This is a genomic window from Halalkalibacter kiskunsagensis (genome assembly GCF_037027555.1).
Taxonomy (GTDB): domain Bacteria; phylum Bacillota; class Bacilli; order Bacillales; family Bacillaceae_D; genus Halalkalibacter; species Halalkalibacter kiskunsagensis.
This window is the reverse complement of sequence record NZ_JAXBLX010000002.1, coordinates 99,019-118,255: the sequence shown is the minus strand read 5'-3', so window position 1 is coordinate 118,255 and position 19,237 is coordinate 99,019. Positions and strand designations below refer to the sequence as shown.

Sequence of the window (19,237 nt, the reverse complement as noted above, 5' to 3'; positions counted from 1 at the left end):
TGTATTGTTATGGTTCTATTATAAATCAAGTTAGGAATGATACGCATCTTTTCTCCTCATTTCCAATCAAATAGTTAGAGTTTTCAATGAAGTTTCAGTAATTTTCTGGTAGAATATTACTACGAGTTTCGAAATAGTGTAGAGGGAGTGATAGAATGAAGTATCCTGAGGTATGGGATTTAGAGTCCATTTTTCCAGGAGGGAGTAAGTCAAAAGAGTTTCAACAATTTGTACAGGAAACTGATCGTTTAATAGAGCAGTTGGATCAGTCAATTGAAGAAGAAGTAACACTGGACCATTTAGAGAGCTCAATACATAATGTTCAAATACAAATGCAGCGTACACGACAAGCAAGTGCATTTATTAGTTGTTTAACGGCTCAAAATGTTAAAGACAAAGAAGCAACGCTTTGGCAAGGTAAAATTACAGAACAGATGACTAAACTGCAAAATGTTTGGGGCATCATTGAAGATGTACTTGGAGTGTTAACGGATGAACAGTGGGATGAATTGGTAACTCGGCCATCATTAACAGGTGTGACGTTTAATCTTGAGGAGCGTCGTGTGCAAGCACAAGAAAAGTTGCCACCTAAAGAAGAGAAACTGGCTGCACAATTAGCAATTGACGGATACCATGCATGGGGGGATGTATACAATCAAGCAGTTGGACGCATGCAAATCCCTTTTGAGGAAAATGGGGTAGTGAAATTATTGTCAGCTGGACAAATACAAAATCGCTTAAACAGTTCAGACCGTGGAGTAAGAGAGCTTGCTACCGCTGCTTCTGAAAAGGCATGGGAGAAAGAGTCCGATTTATTTGCTTCAACTCTCAATCATTTAGCAGGTTTTCGACTTAACCTATATGGCGCCAGAGGTTGGGACAATGTGTTAAAAGAGCCACTTACAATCAATCGTATGAAGGAAGAGACACTTCAAGCGATGTGGGACACTATTACGGATAACAAACCTAGATTTTATGAGTTTATGGAGCGAAAGGCTAGTTTATTAGGTGTAACGAAACTTGCAATGCATGATGTTCATGCACCTCTACCTGTTGAAGGAGATACGTCCATATCGTATGAGGACGCTTGTGACCTAATTATTAAACACTTTAAAACGTTTAGTCCAAAGCTTGCAACATTTACAGAAGGAGCGCTCCGCGATGGATGGATTGAAGCAGAGGACCGAGCAGGGAAAAGACCTGGTGGTTTTTGTACGTCATTTCCATTGTCAAAACAATCGCGTATATTTATGACGTATGATGGTACGATGGCTAATGTTGCTACTCTTGCTCATGAACTTGGTCATGCTTATCATGGTCATTGTTTAAAAGAAATGGATCCATTGGCTCAACGTTATGCAATGAATGTAGCTGAAACGGCATCAACGTTTGCTGAAACGATTATTGCGGATGCATTAGTAATAGAAGCACCGACAAAAGACGTTAAACTTTCACTTCTGGAAAACAAAATCTCAAGATCACTAGCATTTTTTATGAATATACATGCTCGCTTCTTATTCGAAACGAGATTTTATGAAGCGCGTAAGGAGAAATTGTTATCAGCAGAAGAATTAAATGCGTTAATGGAAGAAGCGCAAAGAGAAGCTTATGGCAATCAGCTTTCTGCTTATTCACCAACTTTCTGGGCTTCAAAGCTTCATTTTCATATTACGGGAGTTCCGTTTTATAATTTTCCTTATACGTTTGGCTTTTTATTCAGCTTGGGGATTTATAAGAAAGCTGTTTTTACAGGGCGGTCATTTGAAGATGATTATATTGCATTGCTTCAAGATACAGCGAGCATGACAGTTGAAGATTTAGCTAAGAAGCATCTGAATGTTGATTTAACAAGCAAAACATTTTGGCAAGAGGCAATCGATATGATTTTAGTTGATGTTGATGAGTTTTTGGAGTTAACAAAAAGCAAATAGTGTCTAATTTATAAAAGAAGTAAAGATTGCTGATCTTCAAGGAAGTATGAAAGCTTACTCAAAAGAAGAGCAATGGCTACACACGCCGCACGCCTTTTCTGAGAAAACCACACAGAAAAGGCTTAAAGCAAAGCGCGGTTTCGCTCATTGCAGAAAAGCCGACTGTCGTCGGTTTTTCTTAGTTAATGAGGTGAGCCTTCTTGTCGTAAGTACCGTTTATCTTTCATGAATAGACGCCAGAACCAAATAAATACCGGAATCAAGATGGCCATGCCGACACCGTATCCAATTAGAAGAGAACGGAACATCACTTCATTTGTAAAGGCATCGTAGATCGTTACATCTGGATAGAGGAAATAAGGCATATGCGCAGAGCCATAAGCAAAGCTAGCCAACCCAAATTGCAACGCTATTAGGAGAACAGCTACTCTAGGACGACCGACTCCGAATTTCTTTGCAGGCCACCAGAGGGCACTATAGCCAATAGAGAAGGCAAGCAAGGATAACGTAAACCATAACCACTCATTCGCCATATTTTCAAACATCCAAAATGCTTCAGGAATTAATGTCAAAATTGCTCCTACAGCAAAAGATAACGTAATTGGGCCTAAGATGATCGCATTTTTTCTATAGACATGATACGTCTCTTCTGAGTTTGCTTCTTTTGCATAATCACTTAAAAGCAAGGACGATAAAAATAATTCTGTGCTTAAGCCAAATCCTAGGTGTGTATAAAAGGTTGGACTAGAAAACAACTCGTTTACAAGGACATATTGTCGGTCGCCAATGACTTCAACAAACCCTCCAATGGCAGCTGGTAAAATACTAATCAACAGAGCTGGTATAAGTAGGCCAGTAATACCCGATATCATGATAAGCATATTTGTGTACTTCTGAACCGAATATGAATAAACCATAAAGGCACTGCGAATAGTCAGCAGGAAAAGAACGAGACAAAAAGGAACAATCATTAACGTACCCAGTGTTGATGCAGCACCTGGGAAAAAACTTACCAAGGCTACAACAAGTAATACGAGAAAGACATTTGTAACTTCCCATGATGGCGATAAATAACGATTTGCAATACTAGCAGCTTTTGTGTCTTGTCTTCTTCGGTAATACATCGCCCAAAAACCAGCACCAAAATCAATTGATCCTGCTATTGCATAAATAAATAAAAACGACCATAAAATGATAATCGCAATATAAACATCGTCCATTATAATCCCCCTCGTATATAGAGCGTTTCAATAAGAGACTGTTCAAAAGGGAGCAACCATCCTTTTTGAATAATCTTATACGGCGTGTAACTCTTTTGAAACAGGATTTCGGTTAAAATAGAAATGCATCACAAGTGCCGTTAAGACAAGTAATACGACGTAAAGAGAGATAAACAGCACAAACAACATTCCTAAATTCCCTGAATTTGTGGCGGCTTCACCAGTACGTTGGACACCATAGATGGTCCAGGGCTGTCTGCCGGTACAACTGAAAATCCATCCTGTCTCAATGCCAATCATTGCAAGGGGACCAGAGGCAACAACCCCAGCTAATAGCCATTTAGGGTACCTGTTTTCTCTTTTTCTTCTAACAAACCAAATGGTCCAAAATAGAACAGCCAATCCAAGGAGAGCGGAGCCGATTCCTACCATTATATTGAATAACGTATGAACGAACAATGGTGGCCACTCATCTCGTGGATAGTCATTTAATCCTTTTACTACGCCATCGGTCGATCCTGTAGCAAGCCAGCTGAGCATGCCCGGTAGTTCAATTCCACCAATGACTCTTCCAGCTTCGGGGTCAGGTGTCCCCATAATAGCGAGGGGAGCGTTGGCTTGAGTTTCAAATAAGCCTTCAGCTGCAGCGAGTTTCACGGGGATGTGCTCATGCAACATAATTGCCGTATCATGACCGTTGTTTAATGTATAAACAGACATAATAAGTGCAATAGCAAGGGAGAGTGTTAATCCCTTTTTATGATAAATTGTCTCTCTTTCTGTTAATCCACCACGAAAAAGTTTATAAGCAGCAACGGCAGCTAGAATAAAGGCACCTGTCATATAGGCACTTCCAACGACATGCAATGAAGTCACAAAAAAGCTAGGGTTAAAAACAGCAGCGAGAGGATTAACATTTGTTACTTGTCCATTAACTAGGTCAAAGCCTCTCGGTGTATTCATCCAAGCATGTGCATTGGTGATTAAAACAGCAGAAGCGGTCGCTCCAAGTGCTACGAAAAATACACTAACAATTCTCATAACTGGTGAGAGTCGATCAGCAGCATAGATGTAAATAGAAAGAAAAAGGGCCTCTAGAAAGAAGGCAAATATTTCAACTTGGAAGGGCAAAGCAATGACTTGTCCGACAATTTCCATAAAACCAGGCCATAGTAAGCTGAGCATTACTGCGACAATTGTCCCGGAAGGAATCGCAACACCAAGCAAAATGGCAACCCCTTTTGTCCACCGTTGGGCGAGAAGTCCATAATCTTCATCTTTTCGAATGATTCGCATGATTTCAGCAAATAAGATCATCAAAGTAATTCCAACACCTAATGTTGCGAAGATAATGTGAAAAGCAATAGAAGAGCCAAATATCATTCGTGCAAGCATAACATTATCCATACGTTCCTTCCTTTCACACAGTTCAAGTTATCTAACCACTTTTACTGTGCGTTAATCATGTTGGTTCTATTCGTAAAGATTTCCAATTTGTAAAAGAAAAAGGAGCGAGTTACCTTAATTGGTAATCTCGCTCCTTTTATTTTGTTTCCTTTGTATACTTTTCTTTGTCACTTGTAGAACGTTCGTCAATTCGTTCTTCTATTTTAGCTAATGCTTCTGGATCATTTAAAAGTTGTTTTTTATTTTCTAAAACAAGATCTGCAAATGAAGTGGATTGTCTTCTCACATTTATCGCCACCTTACGTTATATTAGTTGTTCCTAATTACAGTATATCAATGATTTAATGTTAGTAGCCTTTGGAATTGTTACAATTTTTCGAATTTAATAATTTTGTATATATTTGTCGAATCTTTTTTTCGGTTCTAATAATCATCGAAAAAACATAGACTCGAAGTGAAAACGGAACATATTTTAACTTATTAAGAGACTTGGATACGAATCAATAAAATTATTCACAAACTTATCCAAGTTATTCACAGTCATTTAATAGTTATTAACATAGTTATTCACAACCTTGTTAATAAACGAAATAATGGAAAAAAAATATTTATAAAATCTATTTACAACTGCTTATCTTATTGTTAGAATATTCTTACCATTAAAAAAGATAGTAAAAGTGTAAGTGAAAAGTGAGCGACTGCTCGATCACTTTTAAACACTAGAAAAAGGGAGAGAGAAATCATGACAGTTTCAGAGAAAAAAATGATAGAAGAGATGCAAAAGAAATTAGACCGGCTAGCCAGTGAGTTAAATGAATTAAAGAAGTCAGGTCACGACGGTTTTGAAAAATTAGAAACAGATCATTTATTAACTCAAGCATATAATTAATACATGGATGAGGGTGCCTAGTTTTGTTTTTAAACTATAATAATTTCCTTTTTTAAAGAAATTGTTTTAGTTTGATAAACAAATAGTGTCACTCTTTTTTGTGTGATAAATGAAGAAAGGGGGACCTTAGTGGAAGTTTGTGCCGAAACAATTCATCAATTAACGATACCAACACCTTTCCAGGTTGGACCAGTTCATGTCTATTTAATCTGTGGAGAGAAACTAACATTGGTTGATACAGGGCCTTTAACAAAAGAAGGTGAAGAAGTACTAGTAAATTCATTGAAGAAACTCGGATATTCATTAAAAGACATTGAGCAAGTTATATTGACACATCATCACCCTGATCATGTAGGACTTGCAGGTCTATTCACCCATGCAACGATCATTGGACACCGTTATCTACGTCCGTGGCTTACGAAAGATCACTCTTTTCTAAAGCGGTGTATAGAGTTTTTCGAATTGTTTTATAAAGAGCATGGTGTTCCAATGAAAGTGATCGAAAAAGTAAAATATACTAGTGAGGCGTATATCAGCTTTATAGAAGAAACGGACCTTCAGGTTTTAGTGAAACATGGTGATGATGTGCCAGGGCTTTTCGGTTGGAAAGTCATTGAAGTACCGGGGCATGCTCAAAACCATATTATGATTGTTCGTGAACGTGATAAGACAGCTATAGGAGCAGATGTTTTATTAGCTTCGATTTCTTCCAATGCGCTACTTGAAGCACCAATGGAAGATGAAGAGAGGCCGAAGACATTACTACAATATCGGCGATCGCTACAACTTTTAAAAACGTTAAATATTATTAAATTGTATCCGGGTCATGGAGAAACTATTTATGAAGTAAACGAAATAGCAAGTCAAAGACTCCAAGGGCATTTAGAGCGAGCTAAAGTTATTAAAGCACTTATTTCTGAAAAAAAGATGTCAGCTAATGAGATTAGTTATGAGTTATTTAAGAAAAAACATATGTTACAACCTGATTTAACCTTTTCAGAAACGTTTGGACATTTAGATTTGTTAGTAGAACAAGGAGAAGTTACGATGAAGAAAGAGGGAAGTTATTTTTATTTCACGGAATGAATGATTGTTCATTCACGAAAAATTGTTCCTTATCTTTCCTTTTCTCTAGTTTTCTTGATAAAATATAAGCAAGAACAAAAAGAGGAGGAATAAAATGGAACCCAAAAAACAAACCAATTCTTTCAAAATGTTATGGATTTTTGGAGTATTACTACTCTCAATTGTTTTTCTTAAAAAAGAGTGGAGAACAAGAGTTCTAATTGAATTGAAACAAGCAAGGGAAGAAACGAGTAATGCAATTCATTTTATTCGCGAGAATCGAGAACAGATATTTGACCAAGTGAAGAATACTGCTAATGAGGTGTCTAGTGTTGTACGAGATATTTCAAATGATGTGAAAGTCCTCGGAGAGACAGCCTCACATTTAAAAGAAAGCTCTGAAGAAATTGTCAAAGCGACAAGAGAAGCAGCAGAAGAAATGAAGAGCTTAAGAAAATAAATCATACATAGCTCTGATTGGACTAATGGAGAGGTGACCGAAATAAGGTCACCTCTTTGTGCGGTTGTCATTGTCTATTAGACAATAAGTTTGAAATTTATGAACCGTTACAAACAAAAAGATGATAATAACATCCCGCTTAAAATGATAAAAAACTAATTGAATCGATGAATTGAATAAATAGATCACCTAAATAAGGACCAAGCAAACTTCCAATGCTAAAGGCAATCCCACAAAGAATATTCCTAGAGTGATTTGGGTGTTAAGTCTGTCATGTAATTAATCCTTTATATTTTGCCGACTTTTTTATTGTAGCTTCTTCTTTTGTGAATGACCACCGCCAAAAGAGCAAAAGAACATGACGTTGCATGTGTAGACTGGTACAATAGTAAACGTGTGAAAAAAAGGAGGAGTGTAGTAGATGGAATTTATAATGAAGGAAAACAGTTTTGTCGCGGATCTTGAATTTGGTCAGCTTGAAGTCTCAGGTAATGCTGATTTTGGATTTAGACCATATCAACTTCTTGTATCGTCTATTGCTGTATGTAGCGGTGGTGTTTTAAGAAAAATATTAGATAAAAAGCGAGTTGATTATAAAGATATTCGGATCAAAGCAGATGTGAAAAGAAATGAACAAGGAGCAAATGAAGTAACGGATATCCACCTTCATTTTATTTTATCTCATGTTGATGCGTCAGATGAAAAGATAGAAAAAATAATGGATCTTACAAGGAAGAATTGTCCTATTTACCAATCAGTTAAGAACTCGATTCAAATTACTGAGACATTTGAACATAAGGATGATGAGTAAAACGCTTGTTTCATCGTAGTATTAGCTTGTGGAGCCACCTCATATTTTATTGTGATACTGGCAATCATACCAGGAAAGTCAATGTTTTGGATGAATATCTTACTCTTTATTGGAGTAGCTTACATCGTTGGTTGGAATTTATTCCTTTTTGCTGTGGTGACATAGTGGATTGCAACAAAAATATTCATCAAATTGTGCTATTAAATAAACATACGAATCAACAAACGGACACCGCTATTTCAGCATAAGTGGTGTTTTTCTTACCTTGTGGACGAGCCCTTGTATAAAAGAAGGAGATCATCATGTCAGAAACGAATCAAATTGATTTTACCAAAGGGCAAATAATGGGCAAAATGATCATGTTCTCTTGGCCTATTTTTCTTACGAATTTACTTCAAGCATCGTATCAATTTGTAGATTCACTTTGGGTGGGAAATCTCCTTGGACCTAGTGCTCTAGGAGCTATTACAATTTCGGCAACTGTAGTTTTTACGACATTATCGTTTATTATTGGGTTAAATGGAGCAACGTTAACGGTTATTAGTCAAAGAAGAGGGGCAAACGATCAAGTTGGCTTAAAAGAGTCACTAAATGCTTTTGTTTTCGTATTAGGGACATTAGCCGTTTTCCTTGGGTTAATAGGTTTTCTTTTTTCAGGGACCATTTTACGGGTAATGGGAACACCAGAGGACATCTTGCCGTTAGCACAATCGTATTTGCAGATTAACTTCATAGGGATCTTGTTTTTATTTGGTTATAATTTCATAGGCACTGTTTTGAGAGCGTTAGGTGACAGTAAAACACCGATTCGTTTTATTATTATTGCTGTGCTACTAAATGTAGTACTAGATCCGTTGTTTATTCATGTATTTCAGCTTGGAATAGACGGAGCTGCTTATGCGACAATCATTTCGCAAGGGTCGGCTTTTACTTATGGGTTGTGGTATTCAATCAAAAGAGCCAACGTCCCCTTTCAAATTCCAACGTTTCCTGAAAGAAGATATTTTATAGTTTTATTTAAGATGGGACTTCCAGCAGGATTGTCTATGATGGCAATTTCTGCAGGTATTCTAGCTATTATGACGGTTGTAACTGGGTTTGGGGAAGGAGTGGTCGCGGGGTTCGGGGCAGCTCAGCGATTAGATAGTCTTATTATGCTCCCAGCCCTGACATTAGGATCAGCAGTGAACAGTATGGCAGGTCAAAATATTGGTGCGAAATTATGGGATCGCGTGAATGAAATAGCCAAACAAGCACTTCTGCTAATTATTTTAGTTTCCTTAACAATAAGCACAATTATTTTTTTTGGTGCAGAACTTTTTATTAGAATGTTTGTTCAAGATGAAGCGACGATTCAATTTGGTACAATGTATGTTAAAACAATTGCTTTTTTCTATCCTTTTTTGGGTGTTAATTTTGTACTAAATGGCATAGCTAGAGCAGCAGGTGCAATGTTTCCCATATTAATATTAAATATTATTTCATTTTGGATCTTAAGATATCCTTTAACTGTCCTTTTTTCAATGTGGTTTGATGAAAGAGGAATTGCATTAGGAATGGGAGTAAGCTTTATTATTAGTAGTCTCATTGCAGTGGGGTACTATTTCCTCGGAAATTGGCGGAAAATTAGTGAAGAGATCGGCGAAAAAACGGGAAACAACAGAGAAAATAAAGGATCGTAATGGAAATAATAGAATTGAGGAATGATACATGAAAGCTAAATTAATTAGAGCCTTAAGTTACGGAGGAGGATTACTAATTGTTTCGTTTGGTATAACAATGACTATTTTAGCTGACTTAGGTACGGGGGCTTGGGATGCCTTAAATGTGGGGTTAGCTATGAAAACACCCTTTACGGTTGGAAATTGGGTCATCTTTATAGGAATCATCTTAATTATAGTAAATGCTCTCATCACAAGGTCACGTCCAATTGTTTTATCATTACTTACGATTGTCCTTCTAGGTTATTTTATTGATTTTTGGTTAATCGTCGTTTTTCAACATACATTATTTAGTGGTCTGCTCTTGCAGCTAATGATTTTATTGCTTGGGATTGTAATACTGGCATTTGGAGCATCTATTTATTTGCAAGCTGAATTTGCTCTTTTGCCAATTGATGGTTTTATGTTTGCCATTAGAGACTTATTAGGTGTGAAAATAATGATTGCGAAAACAATCGCTGAATTAATTGCGTTAATTGTAGCCTTTCTTTTCGGCGGTCCAATTGGCGTTGGAACTATTTTGGTCACTTTTTTACTTGGTCCACTTATTCAATGGTTTTTCCCACGAGTTGGAAAAAAGCTTAATTGGAAAACGGCACATTAAAAAATAAATAACAATAAGAAGCGGCTCGGGTTATGAGCTGCTTCTTTCATTTAAATCAAAGTGCAACAAAAATCATAGCTAATATCCTTGTTTCGAGATTGTGTTATAAAAATTATGATTGCGGTAGGGATGGATAATTTTTGTTTTAATGAATCAAACTAATGACAACAAGTCCCTAATTGATATGAGGAGGTTATTTTGGTGAAACGAGTGATCATAGTACTTATTACGATGTTCTTATTAGTAGCATCTGTACAAGTATTTGCAGAAGGAGAAGGAAAAAAAGTTGAAGATAAAGGGTTTAAAGTGCCTGATTCTGTGGTGAAGATTTCAAAAGAAAATACGTACACGAATCCAACTCAAGATTTACCATATTTACAACCAAGTGCCTTGGCAGAAGAATTATTAGAGACAACAGATGTCCAAATAGAAAACCCGGATTTAATTCGAATTTTAAATGAATCAACAATTAATGATTCCAAATTAGCTTTAGGTTTTAGAGCTTCGATTTATTTAGGCGAGTGGCCATTAGCTTATGAATCAGAAGGAACTGAGGTGAACTGGGAGTTTCAAAAAGTAAATACGAATTATACAGATAACCGAGGTGGACGCTCCCCACAAAAATTAACCTACCATCAAGAGCAACAAAAGAAAGTGAGTGGCGGGTTAACGGCTAAAATCCCAAATAGTGAAGCAGTTAAAAAGATGATGATGATTAAAGCAACAGAACATACCAATTTACCATTATCATTTGAAACCGTTATTGGTCAAGGTACGAAAAAAAATAACACTTACAACATCGCACCTAAGCAAGTAGGGTATTTGCATAGTTATGTTCCTGCTGCTAATGAAAAAGGGAAAGTAACATATGGAGAGGTATATCTAACGTTTAAAGGTGGGAAACGTAAGTTAGAAGTGAAAAATGTAACGCAACAAGGAATTGGAGCATGGATCCCAGTTCAAGATCACCTTTCCTTTGCATTTGTAGCGGCAAATCAACCTAAATAAGTCGCTGTTTAGGGGATATAGGGTCTGATCCCGGTAAGTCAGCACAATCTTGGATCTTTCCAAGTCAAGTGCGGCATGGGCTCAGACCTTACGTTTTAAGTCACCCTTAGATATTTGAATAACGTTTCTGAAAGTCTACCTCTTTATAATAGGCATCCTTTACAAGCACATTTGGTCCTAGACAGTTTACCGAAGGACAATGACAGTTTAATGACTTCGCAAGGTCAGAATCCATCCATGTGCGATAAGCGTCTTGTAACGATGTGTCTTGAATATTTCCTAAAGCAGGGGTATCACCAAAGTCCGTTACAATGATGTTTCCATCAAAGATATTCACATTCAGGCGCGACCGTCCATCTGGGTCGTTCCGAACGGTAACATTTTTCTCTGCCATAAGTCTTTTTTGTAAGAGAAGGTCTTCCTTGTTTTCACTACAAGGATAAAAAGGAAGAGTACCGAATAACATCCAAATACTCTTATTTCGTGAATCAAGCAGCCTATGAATACCAGAGCGAATATCTGCTAGTGAAGCAACCTCTAGTTTACTTGCAAAGTCACTTGGATACATAGGATGAACTTCGTGTCGTTGACAACCCATTTCAACAATTTGATTATGAATTTTTTCAAGATTAGGCAGCGTTCGCTTGTTAATCATTGTTTCGGCTGAAACAATCACACCTCGACTCGTTAATATCTTTGCATTTTCAATCATTCGTTTAAATAGTTTTTCTCGTTGTGCAAAGCTTGGCTTTCGGTCCATTACGGCAAACCCAACCTCAGCAAAATCTTCAACACTCCCATAATTATGAGAAATGTGAAGAACATCTAAATAGGGGATGATTTTCTCGTATCGTTTTAAATCAAGAGTTAAATTTGAATTAATTTGAGTGCGGACTCCTCTTTCATGAGCATATTGCAAAAGAGGTACGACATATTGATCAACTGATTGCATAGATAGCATCGGTTCTCCACCAGTGATACTAAATGCACGCAAATTGGGAATCTCATCTAGACGTTTAATAAGCAAATCAAGTGGAAGGGGATTTGGGTCTTTCGTTTGCAATGTATACCCAACCGCACAATGCTCACACCGCATATTACATAAAGTGGTAGTTGTAAATTCAATGTTTGTCAGCCTTAAATTTCCAAACTCTTTTATATCTTCGTATGCTTCCCATGGATCATAGGAAGGGGTTATTGTAGGGTAGATGTCAATCACAAAGATCGTACTCCTTTTTTATCGTCACTATTTTTAATCATAACGTAAAAACCAATGTTTCAAAAGGGCTAGTTTCTCCAAAAGAGTTCACTTCATTGTGAAGGTAGTTGGAATCTGTTACACTTTATACATAAAAATGCTTGTTAGCTAAAGGAGCGAACATAATTGGGTGGAGCAATTCATGATAAAAAAGAACAAATGAACTATTTGCATAACAGACTAGACATGGTGATGAACGTTCTAGAAAATATAGATCCAGAAGAAGCGGGAGTGGCAGAAATTGATCGACTTCTAGCAATGCTAGATGACATTGAGACAAAGTGTAAACAATTCCGTTATGATTGGTCAGAATAAGGAGTTGAAATCATGAACTTGTATCTGATTCGTCACGGGGAATCACTAGGGAATTTAAATGGGGAAATTCAAGGTTGTAAGGACTACCCACTCTCGGAATTAGGCAAACGACAAGTGGAATCTGTCGCTCGTTATTTAAAAAATATCGAGCTAAACTATCTTTATAGTAGTGATTTAACGAGGGCGTATGATACGGCTAAGGTCATTGGACAAGCAAAAGGTCTTACTGTACACAAGTGGGAGAAAGTAAGAGAAGTACATTTAGGTCCATTGCAAGGGTTATCCAGAAATGAAATATATGAACAGTTCCCTGCTACGTTGAAACGTTCAATATTAACCTCTGGAATAAACGGAACTGAAACGACAGATGCTCTAACGAAGCGCTGTCAATATGTAATTGATCAATTGCAGTTGGCACACGAAAATGACGATGTTGGTATTGTATCTCACGGAGGGTTTATCAGTATTCTATTAATGTATTTGTTAACAGGCGATCAGTGGCCAACGTTGCACCGCCCATTTCAAATACAAAATACAAGTATCACTCATATTGAATGGTCAAAGAATAGTAATAAACCACTGATTCATTATACGAATCGTACACAGCATCTAGAATCGTTAATGGATGATCAATCACAAGTAGGTTTCCTCTAAAAGGCAAACGGAACAAGGCGTCCTCAAAGTGTAACGGGTTCAGTTCAGGGAGAGAAAGCAGCAAATAACACGATTATTTCAAGACCAAATCGGATGTGATTTGGTCTTATTCAATGTGTTGTATCAGCCTTTACCTGTTTTTAACACAAGAATAAACACCGTTATTAGCAAGGTAAATAACAAGGGACTAATAGCTATTAGTCCCTTGTTAAAAGTAGTGTTAAAATGCCTGTTAATACAGACGCTATTTTCAGTGGCCTCCTATTTCACTTCTGTTTATTGAAGGATTTCAAAGGTTTATGGGATTTTATTTTAAAATGATAGTGAAGGTTATTCAACTACCATGAAAATAAGTTTCTTCAAGAATAGAAAAAAGACAATGCTTAAAAAGACCCTGCTCAATATCAGTATTGCCGCTGCCTAACCATTTTCATTCTCTGTGGTGCAGCAATGATTTTATGCTGCATGAACGGCTAGCTAGCGTTGAATATAACAAATTTTTAAAGCTGATCTCTTTTTGAAATCGTTTTCTTTTTAATTTCGCTAAAACTAACGTATCAAAACATATCATTTTTAGATATAAATACTTATTTACATTGATTAATAAGTATTCAAATAAATCATATTTGTGTAGTAAAAAACTAGGGAAAAGGACAAGACTCTTTTCGTTGAAGATGCAATTTCCAAGTTTGGGCGGATAGGCAAGTTACCAAAACTAGCTTCAGGTAATAAGTTACTTGTATAAGGCGAAGGGGGTGAGAAAATGGGAAGGCGAATAAAACATACTTCACGTGACGTGGAGGAGTTAGCAAAGCTCATGCTGGCGGAGGCGATCGGTGAGGGAGCTGAAGGGATGGACATGGTAGGAACAGTTGTGGCCAATCGGGTCGAGGCAGACTGTGAACCGGACTTCAAAAATTTGCGCAATATCAGACATGCCATCTATCAAACCATACCGGGAACTGGAATTCCTCACTTCGAGCCTGTTCTAAATGGAGCATTGTATACACAGCGTCCCAACGAAGAAGACCTCCAAAGGGCCAGGAATTTGTTGCAAGGTCATAGGAATCCTCGAGCCAGAATGAATTTGTGGTTTTTCAATCCGAGTCCGGGGCAAACATACCGTGATCCATGTACTGCCACGATGCCAAGATCCCCTATGACGCAGTTCGAATTTGCGCACAAAAATCATTGCTTCTACATCGCTGTACCGGGCTACTGCCCAGAGTTTTATAGATGAAAAAATAATAAGGAGATGACCTTCTCATGACTTGTAGAAATTCTAGTTATTATCCAATGAATGCTGGTTTTTATCCAGCTCCCATGATGCAGAACAATACCGGACAACAACCAAGCGGCTTCCCTGCGGGTATGCCTTCTGGACCCGCGTATAATGTGCCAGTGGTTCCGATGGGGACTGGGCAGCAGCTACCGATGGGCGTGGTGGAAGAATCGTTTATCGAAAATATTCTGCGCTTCAATAAAGGCAAGATTGGTACATTCTACTTTACTTACCAAGGTAACAACGAGTGGAATGCAATGGTTTACCACGGGCGCGTTGAAACAGCAGGACGTGACCATATCATCATCAGTGACCCGTCCAGTGGTAAACGCTACTTGCTTATGATGGCAAATCTCGACTGGGTAGAATTTGATGAACAAATTAACTATCCTCACACGGAAATTAATCCGGCTATCCAGGCGTCCATGGAAACATCTGAATGAGTTTGTAGAACGCTAAAAACCCGCTGACTTCTTGGGGTCACTTCATGAGCGGGTTTTTAGTTCTGACCATATATAGAATGCAAATTCGGCAATTATTGAACGAACGTTTTCTTATGCTAATTGCACTGGTAATTAGTCGTAAATTTCATGAATAATTTATATGTTATTTAGCCATGTAAATTACGGTTTCCCTCCTAAAACTGAACCCGTTGCTAATCGTGAGTGGCTATTTTTATCATACAATAAAAGAATAACATTCAAGAGGGAATAGACAGGCAAGGCAAATGAGTCTACCCTTTGTTGAACGCGCTTCCACTTTGCTCTTTCGGAATTTTTAGACTGCCATTATAATAGGAGTGGAAGAAATTTTGATTGTACGTAAAAAAGGGAGATGGATGCAATGAAGAAATTAGAAGAAAGTATGTATCAACTAATTGTTGAAACATCTACAAATCTACCAAATGATGTACGACGAGCTATTGCTGCTGCCAAAGAAAAAGAAAATGCAGGGACACGAGCTGCCTTATCCCTATCGACCATTTCAGAAAATGTTAGTATGGCGGATGTGAATGTATCACCGATCTGTCAAGATACTGGGATGCCAACATTTGAAATCAAAGTCCCAGTTGGTGTAAATCAAATTGAAATGAAAAAAGCAATTTACCGAGCAATTGAAAAAGCAACAGCTGATACGAAACTTCGTCCAAATTCAGTTGATTCACTCACAGGGAAGAATTCTGGGAATAATTTAGGTGAAGGTACTCCAGTGATTCACTTTGAACAGTGGGAAAAAGATGTGATTGATGTACGTCTGATTTTAAAAGGTGGGGGCTGTGAGAATAAAAATATTCAGTACAGTTTGCCTACCGAACTAGAAGGTTTAGGACGAGCGGGACGTGATTTAGATGGAATTCGAAAATGTATTATGCATTCAGTGTATCAAGCGCAAGGACAAGGCTGTAGCGCAGGCTTCATCGGAGTTGGCATAGGTGGAGACCGGACAACTAGCTATTCATTAGCAAAGGAACAGTTATTCCGTGAAGTGGATGATGTGAATGAAAACGCAGAACTTCGTAAGCTCGAAGATTATGTGTTAGAAAATGCCAATAAACTTGGGATTGGAACAATGGGCTTTGGTGGTGAAGCAACACTGCTTGGCTGTAAAGTAGGAGCGATGAACCGATTACCAGCAAGCTTTTTTGTATCAGTTGCCTATAATTGCTGGGCGTATCGTCGTTTAGGTGTCATCCTTGATCAAGAATCAGGGGAAATACAAAAGTGGCTTTACAAAGACGGTGAACAACTTGATTTAAACAAATCGGATAAGGAAATTGCAGTAGCGGCAAAAGAGCAAAGTGAAGTTCGAGAAGTCGTCTTACAAGCGCCGATCACAGAAGAGCAAATCCGTGAGTTACGAGTTGGGGACGTAGTTATTATTAATGGAATGATGCATACAGGAAGAGATGCGATTCATCATCACTTAATGGATCATGACGCACCCATTGATTTGAATGGTCAAGTCATTTACCATTGTGGACCTGTTATGATGAAAGACGAGCAAGGAGAATGGCATGTAAAAGCAGCTGGGCCAACAACGAGTATTCGTGAAGAACCGTATCAAGGTGATATTATGAAGAAGTTTGGCATTCGTGCTGTGATTGGTAAAGGTGGCATGGGTCCAAAGACGTTAAAAGCGCTTGAAGAACATGGTGGAGTGTACCTCAATGCAATTGGTGGGGCAGCACAATACTATGCAGACTGTATTAAAAAGGTAAAAGGCGTTGATTTAATGGAGTTTGGTATCCCTGAAGCAATGTGGCATTTAGAAGTTGAAGGGTTTGCCGCGATTGTCACTATGGACTCGCACGGAAACAGCCTTCATGCGGATGTCGCTCAGTCATCACTTGAAAAGCTAGCACAGTTTAAAGAACCAGTTTTTAAATAAAAAGAGTCGTATTTTAACGGGAGCTGTTTAGCGAGAAAACAATAAATAACATTTTCAAAAGACCAAATCGCATTTATGTGATTTGGTCTTTTGATTTTCTGTTACTGATTGACTTTGTTCATGGTTTTAAATCCTTTCAAGAAGGAGCAAGACAAATTCAAGCATTGTTGTCTTGTACATTAATGACTCTTATTCTCTATAGCTTTTCTTGGTGGACCAATCAATTAGCAAAGCGAGAAATAAAAAAAGTAACGATTGATAGAACCAATCAATTGATGAGTTCGAGTTGTATTTTATTTCAAGTTGATTTGCATTGGCTCAAACAATTTCATTTCTTTTCGTTAGAAGGGCAACGGTTGGCATATGCGAAAGAGAATGTTAAGGAAAATTGGCAAATATGGAAGTTGCCGTTACACCTATTAGGTATTCGAGGGTTTTTACCGATTGATTATACATTTTATGTCGATCAAAAACAGATACTAACGATAACAAAAGCGGGAGAATGGGAAAGCCCATTAGTTCTTTATAACGAAAAAGGGAAAGAAATCGGGCGCTATTATAATAATTGGCGTAACTTCATGCGATTTGACATACGTATCCAAGATCCAAATGGAATGGAAATCGCATCTGTTGAAGGAGGAATGGGAGGGCATGAATTTAAAGTCATTGATACATCGGGCAAACAGTTGCTTTTCTTGCGACCGGGAGAGTTCCTAAGGAAGCGATGGAGATGTTCGCTGATGGGGTAGATGTCGTAGATGTAACTGCTGACTTACCGGAATCTGAAAAAGTGCTAGCCATTAGCTCCATTGTTGCAATTCACACATACTATAGGATAAATAACTAAACATACATAAAGGAATTTCATAAGTGATAAACTACAAAAAAAATGAGGGAGAATGATGATGATGCTAAAGAAAACAACGATTGTAGCCACGCTCATTTTCATAGCACTTATGGGATGTGTAACACCACTCGCTTCAGCTTACAGCAATACGACTCATAATTGGAGTTACAAACCCGAAAAAGAAAACAAACCCGTTACAACGGAACCTCTTTATTTAGAGTTACTAGAGAAATCGAACGGTTTTTTTATTGGTGATACGACCAAAAAAGAACTTTACTTAACGTTTGATAATGGCTATGAAAATGGCTATACTGCAAAAGTTCTCGATATTCTGAAAGAAAAGGAAGTTCCTGCTACTTTTTTTGTGACCGGTCATTACTTAAATAATGCAACTGAGTTGGTCGAACGAATGGTAGAAGAAGGACATATCGTTGGGAATCACTCTTGGCATCACCCAAGCTTACCAGAAGTAGGGGACGGACGCTTAACGAATGAGTTGAACAAAGTAAAAGAACGTTTTACCGAGATTACGGGAGTGAAAGAAATGAATTATCTTCGTCCGCCAAGAGGTCAATTTAGTGAACGTTCGTTAGTCCTATCAGAGAAACTAGGGTATACAAACGTTTTCTGGTCGATGGCTTATAAAGATTGGGAAGTCGATAAACAAAAGGGTGGCGATTACGCTTATAATCAAATTATGAAACGAATTCATCCTGGTGCGATCATGTTAATTCATTCTGTTTCTAGTGATAATGCTGAAGCTTTGCCACGTGTGATTGATGATGCTAGGAAACAAGGCTATGAGTTCAAAAGCCTCGATGATTTAATGTTTAGCAAGCAAACAGAAAGTCTGCCGTTTCCATGAAAAAGAAGGTCTGACTTTTCGTGTATGGGGAGGTACCCATACATGGAAGGTCAGACCTTTTATCACTTACCTAATTTGCATAACTTTCTTGACCAATGGCTGCGGCAATTGTTTCTAATGTACTTACATCGGTTACATCAAATGCAATTGGCTGACGGCTTCGAACAACCATCATGCCGATTTCTTCTTCCATTGAATTGGTAATAGGGAATTTTAATTCTCCGTTGCATTCCCACTTAAGGTCATCTTCAAAGGAAGAGGCTGCTACCAATCTATGATCTAAATTCTCGTACATATAAATACCAACCCAGTCAATGTAAAGGACTTGTTCTACAAGACTTTCCACAGTCTTATTGAAAATTGATTGTAACCCTTCACGTTTGTAAACATGGGCCATAATTTGTAATGATGCTACATCTGTAGGTATAGACAAAATAATCTCTCCTCTTTTTAAATCTCTTTGTCTATTCTAGCAGATGTGTAGCAACTTTCGGTCTAGTAAGTTTAGGAAG

20 protein-coding genes are annotated in these 19,237 nt (G+C 37.8%); 15 read left to right on the top strand and 5 right to left on the bottom strand.

What is annotated here, in order from left to right; translation table 11 throughout:
* Positions 1 to 155 precede the first annotated feature (155 nt).
* The gene (locus SLH51_RS01785) at positions 156 to 1,931 is read left to right on the top strand and encodes a M3 family oligoendopeptidase (RefSeq protein WP_335958638.1); all 1,776 of its coding nucleotides are present in this window, start codon (positions 156 to 158) and stop codon (positions 1,929 to 1,931) included.
* A gap of 182 nt (positions 1,932 to 2,113) precedes the next feature.
* On the opposite strand, the gene SLH51_RS01780 is transcribed toward SLH51_RS01785, so the two are convergent.
* From SLH51_RS01780 to SLH51_RS01770, 3 genes are all read right to left on the bottom strand, one after another.
* Positions 2,114 to 3,151, bottom strand: coding sequence for a cytochrome d ubiquinol oxidase subunit II (locus SLH51_RS01780; RefSeq protein ID WP_335958637.1), 1,038 nt, complete (start codon positions 3,149 to 3,151; stop codon positions 2,114 to 2,116).
* A 75-nt stretch (positions 3,152 to 3,226) separates the two neighbouring features.
* Positions 3,227 to 4,558, bottom strand: coding sequence for a cytochrome ubiquinol oxidase subunit I (locus tag SLH51_RS01775; protein ID WP_335958636.1), 1,332 nt, complete (start codon positions 4,556 to 4,558; stop codon positions 3,227 to 3,229).
* A gap of 136 nt (positions 4,559 to 4,694) precedes the next feature.
* Positions 4,695 to 4,844: an FbpB family small basic protein gene (locus tag SLH51_RS01770; protein WP_335958635.1), complete on the bottom strand. Its 150-nt coding sequence runs from the start codon at positions 4,842 to 4,844 to the stop codon at positions 4,695 to 4,697.
* 456 nt (positions 4,845 to 5,300) lie between these two features.
* Here SLH51_RS01770 and SLH51_RS01765 point away from each other — a divergent pair, with 456 nt between their 5' ends.
* The 7 genes from SLH51_RS01765 to SLH51_RS01730 all read left to right on the top strand — a co-directional run bounded on the left by SLH51_RS01765 (position 5,301) and on the right by SLH51_RS01730 (position 11,116).
* The gene (locus SLH51_RS01765) at positions 5,301 to 5,447 is read left to right on the top strand and encodes a hypothetical protein (protein WP_335958633.1); all 147 of its coding nucleotides are present in this window, start codon (positions 5,301 to 5,303) and stop codon (positions 5,445 to 5,447) included.
* Positions 5,448 to 5,576: 129 nt separating this feature from the next.
* The gene (locus SLH51_RS01760; protein WP_335958632.1) at positions 5,577 to 6,533 is read left to right on the top strand and encodes an MBL fold metallo-hydrolase; all 957 of its coding nucleotides are present in this window, start codon (positions 5,577 to 5,579) and stop codon (positions 6,531 to 6,533) included.
* A gap of 94 nt (positions 6,534 to 6,627) precedes the next feature.
* A complete protein-coding gene (locus tag SLH51_RS01755) occupies positions 6,628 to 6,972 on the top strand; it encodes a hypothetical protein (RefSeq protein ID WP_335958631.1) in 345 nt (114 codons plus the stop codon).
* A gap of 421 nt (positions 6,973 to 7,393) precedes the next feature.
* Positions 7,394 to 7,783 (top strand): OsmC family protein, encoded by a 390-nt coding sequence (locus tag SLH51_RS01745; RefSeq protein ID WP_335958629.1) that lies wholly within the window; start codon positions 7,394 to 7,396, stop codon positions 7,781 to 7,783.
* A gap of 302 nt (positions 7,784 to 8,085) precedes the next feature.
* Entirely contained in the window at positions 8,086 to 9,465 is a 1,380-nt protein-coding gene (locus tag SLH51_RS01740) for an MATE family efflux transporter (RefSeq protein ID WP_335958628.1), read from the top strand.
* A 28-nt stretch (positions 9,466 to 9,493) separates the two neighbouring features.
* Positions 9,494 to 10,108 (top strand): YczE/YyaS/YitT family protein, encoded by a 615-nt coding sequence (locus SLH51_RS01735; protein ID WP_335958626.1) that lies wholly within the window; start codon positions 9,494 to 9,496, stop codon positions 10,106 to 10,108.
* Positions 10,109 to 10,309: 201 nt separating this feature from the next.
* Positions 10,310 to 11,116 (top strand): YfkD famly protein, encoded by an 807-nt coding sequence (locus tag SLH51_RS01730; protein ID WP_335958625.1) that lies wholly within the window; start codon positions 10,310 to 10,312, stop codon positions 11,114 to 11,116.
* Positions 11,117 to 11,222: 106 nt separating this feature from the next.
* On the opposite strand, the gene yfkAB is transcribed toward SLH51_RS01730, so the two are convergent.
* Complete coding sequence (gene yfkAB / locus SLH51_RS01725) at positions 11,223 to 12,332, bottom strand: radical SAM/CxCxxxxC motif protein YfkAB (protein ID WP_335958790.1); 1,110 nt, start codon at positions 12,330 to 12,332, stop codon at positions 11,223 to 11,225.
* 168 nt (positions 12,333 to 12,500) lie between these two features.
* Here yfkAB and SLH51_RS01720 point away from each other — a divergent pair, with 168 nt between their 5' ends.
* The 7 genes from SLH51_RS01720 to pdaA all read left to right on the top strand — a co-directional run bounded on the left by SLH51_RS01720 (position 12,501) and on the right by pdaA (position 18,725).
* Positions 12,501 to 12,689, top strand: a complete 189-nt coding sequence (locus tag SLH51_RS01720; RefSeq protein WP_335958624.1) for an SE1561 family protein — start codon at positions 12,501 to 12,503, stop codon at positions 12,687 to 12,689.
* A 12-nt stretch (positions 12,690 to 12,701) separates the two neighbouring features.
* Entirely contained in the window at positions 12,702 to 13,343 is a 642-nt protein-coding gene (locus SLH51_RS01715; RefSeq protein WP_335958623.1) for a histidine phosphatase family protein, read from the top strand.
* 763 nt (positions 13,344 to 14,106) lie between these two features.
* Positions 14,107 to 14,583, top strand: coding sequence for a cell wall hydrolase (locus SLH51_RS01710; protein ID WP_335958622.1), 477 nt, complete (start codon positions 14,107 to 14,109; stop codon positions 14,581 to 14,583).
* Positions 14,584 to 14,609: 26 nt separating this feature from the next.
* Positions 14,610 to 15,068 carry a spore coat protein GerQ gene (gerQ, locus tag SLH51_RS01705; RefSeq protein WP_335958620.1) on the top strand — a complete coding sequence of 153 codons (459 nt, stop codon included), beginning with the start codon at positions 14,610 to 14,612 and terminating at the stop codon, positions 15,066 to 15,068.
* Positions 15,069 to 15,468: 400 nt separating this feature from the next.
* On the top strand, positions 15,469 to 17,013 hold the full coding sequence (locus SLH51_RS01700) for a fumarate hydratase (protein ID WP_335958619.1): 1,545 nt from the start codon (positions 15,469 to 15,471) through the stop codon (positions 17,011 to 17,013).
* A 77-nt stretch (positions 17,014 to 17,090) separates the two neighbouring features.
* Positions 17,091 to 17,762, top strand: coding sequence for a hypothetical protein (locus SLH51_RS01695; protein WP_335958618.1), 672 nt, complete (start codon positions 17,091 to 17,093; stop codon positions 17,760 to 17,762).
* Positions 17,763 to 17,921: 159 nt separating this feature from the next.
* Positions 17,922 to 18,725, top strand: a complete 804-nt coding sequence (gene pdaA / locus SLH51_RS01690) for a delta-lactam-biosynthetic de-N-acetylase (protein WP_390183868.1) — start codon at positions 17,922 to 17,924, stop codon at positions 18,723 to 18,725.
* A 70-nt stretch (positions 18,726 to 18,795) separates the two neighbouring features.
* Here pdaA and SLH51_RS01685 read toward each other — a convergent pair whose 3' ends face one another.
* Positions 18,796 to 19,158 carry a GAF domain-containing protein gene (locus tag SLH51_RS01685; RefSeq protein ID WP_335958616.1) on the bottom strand — a complete coding sequence of 121 codons (363 nt, stop codon included), beginning with the start codon at positions 19,156 to 19,158 and terminating at the stop codon, positions 18,796 to 18,798.
* Positions 19,159 to 19,237 lie beyond the last annotated feature (79 nt).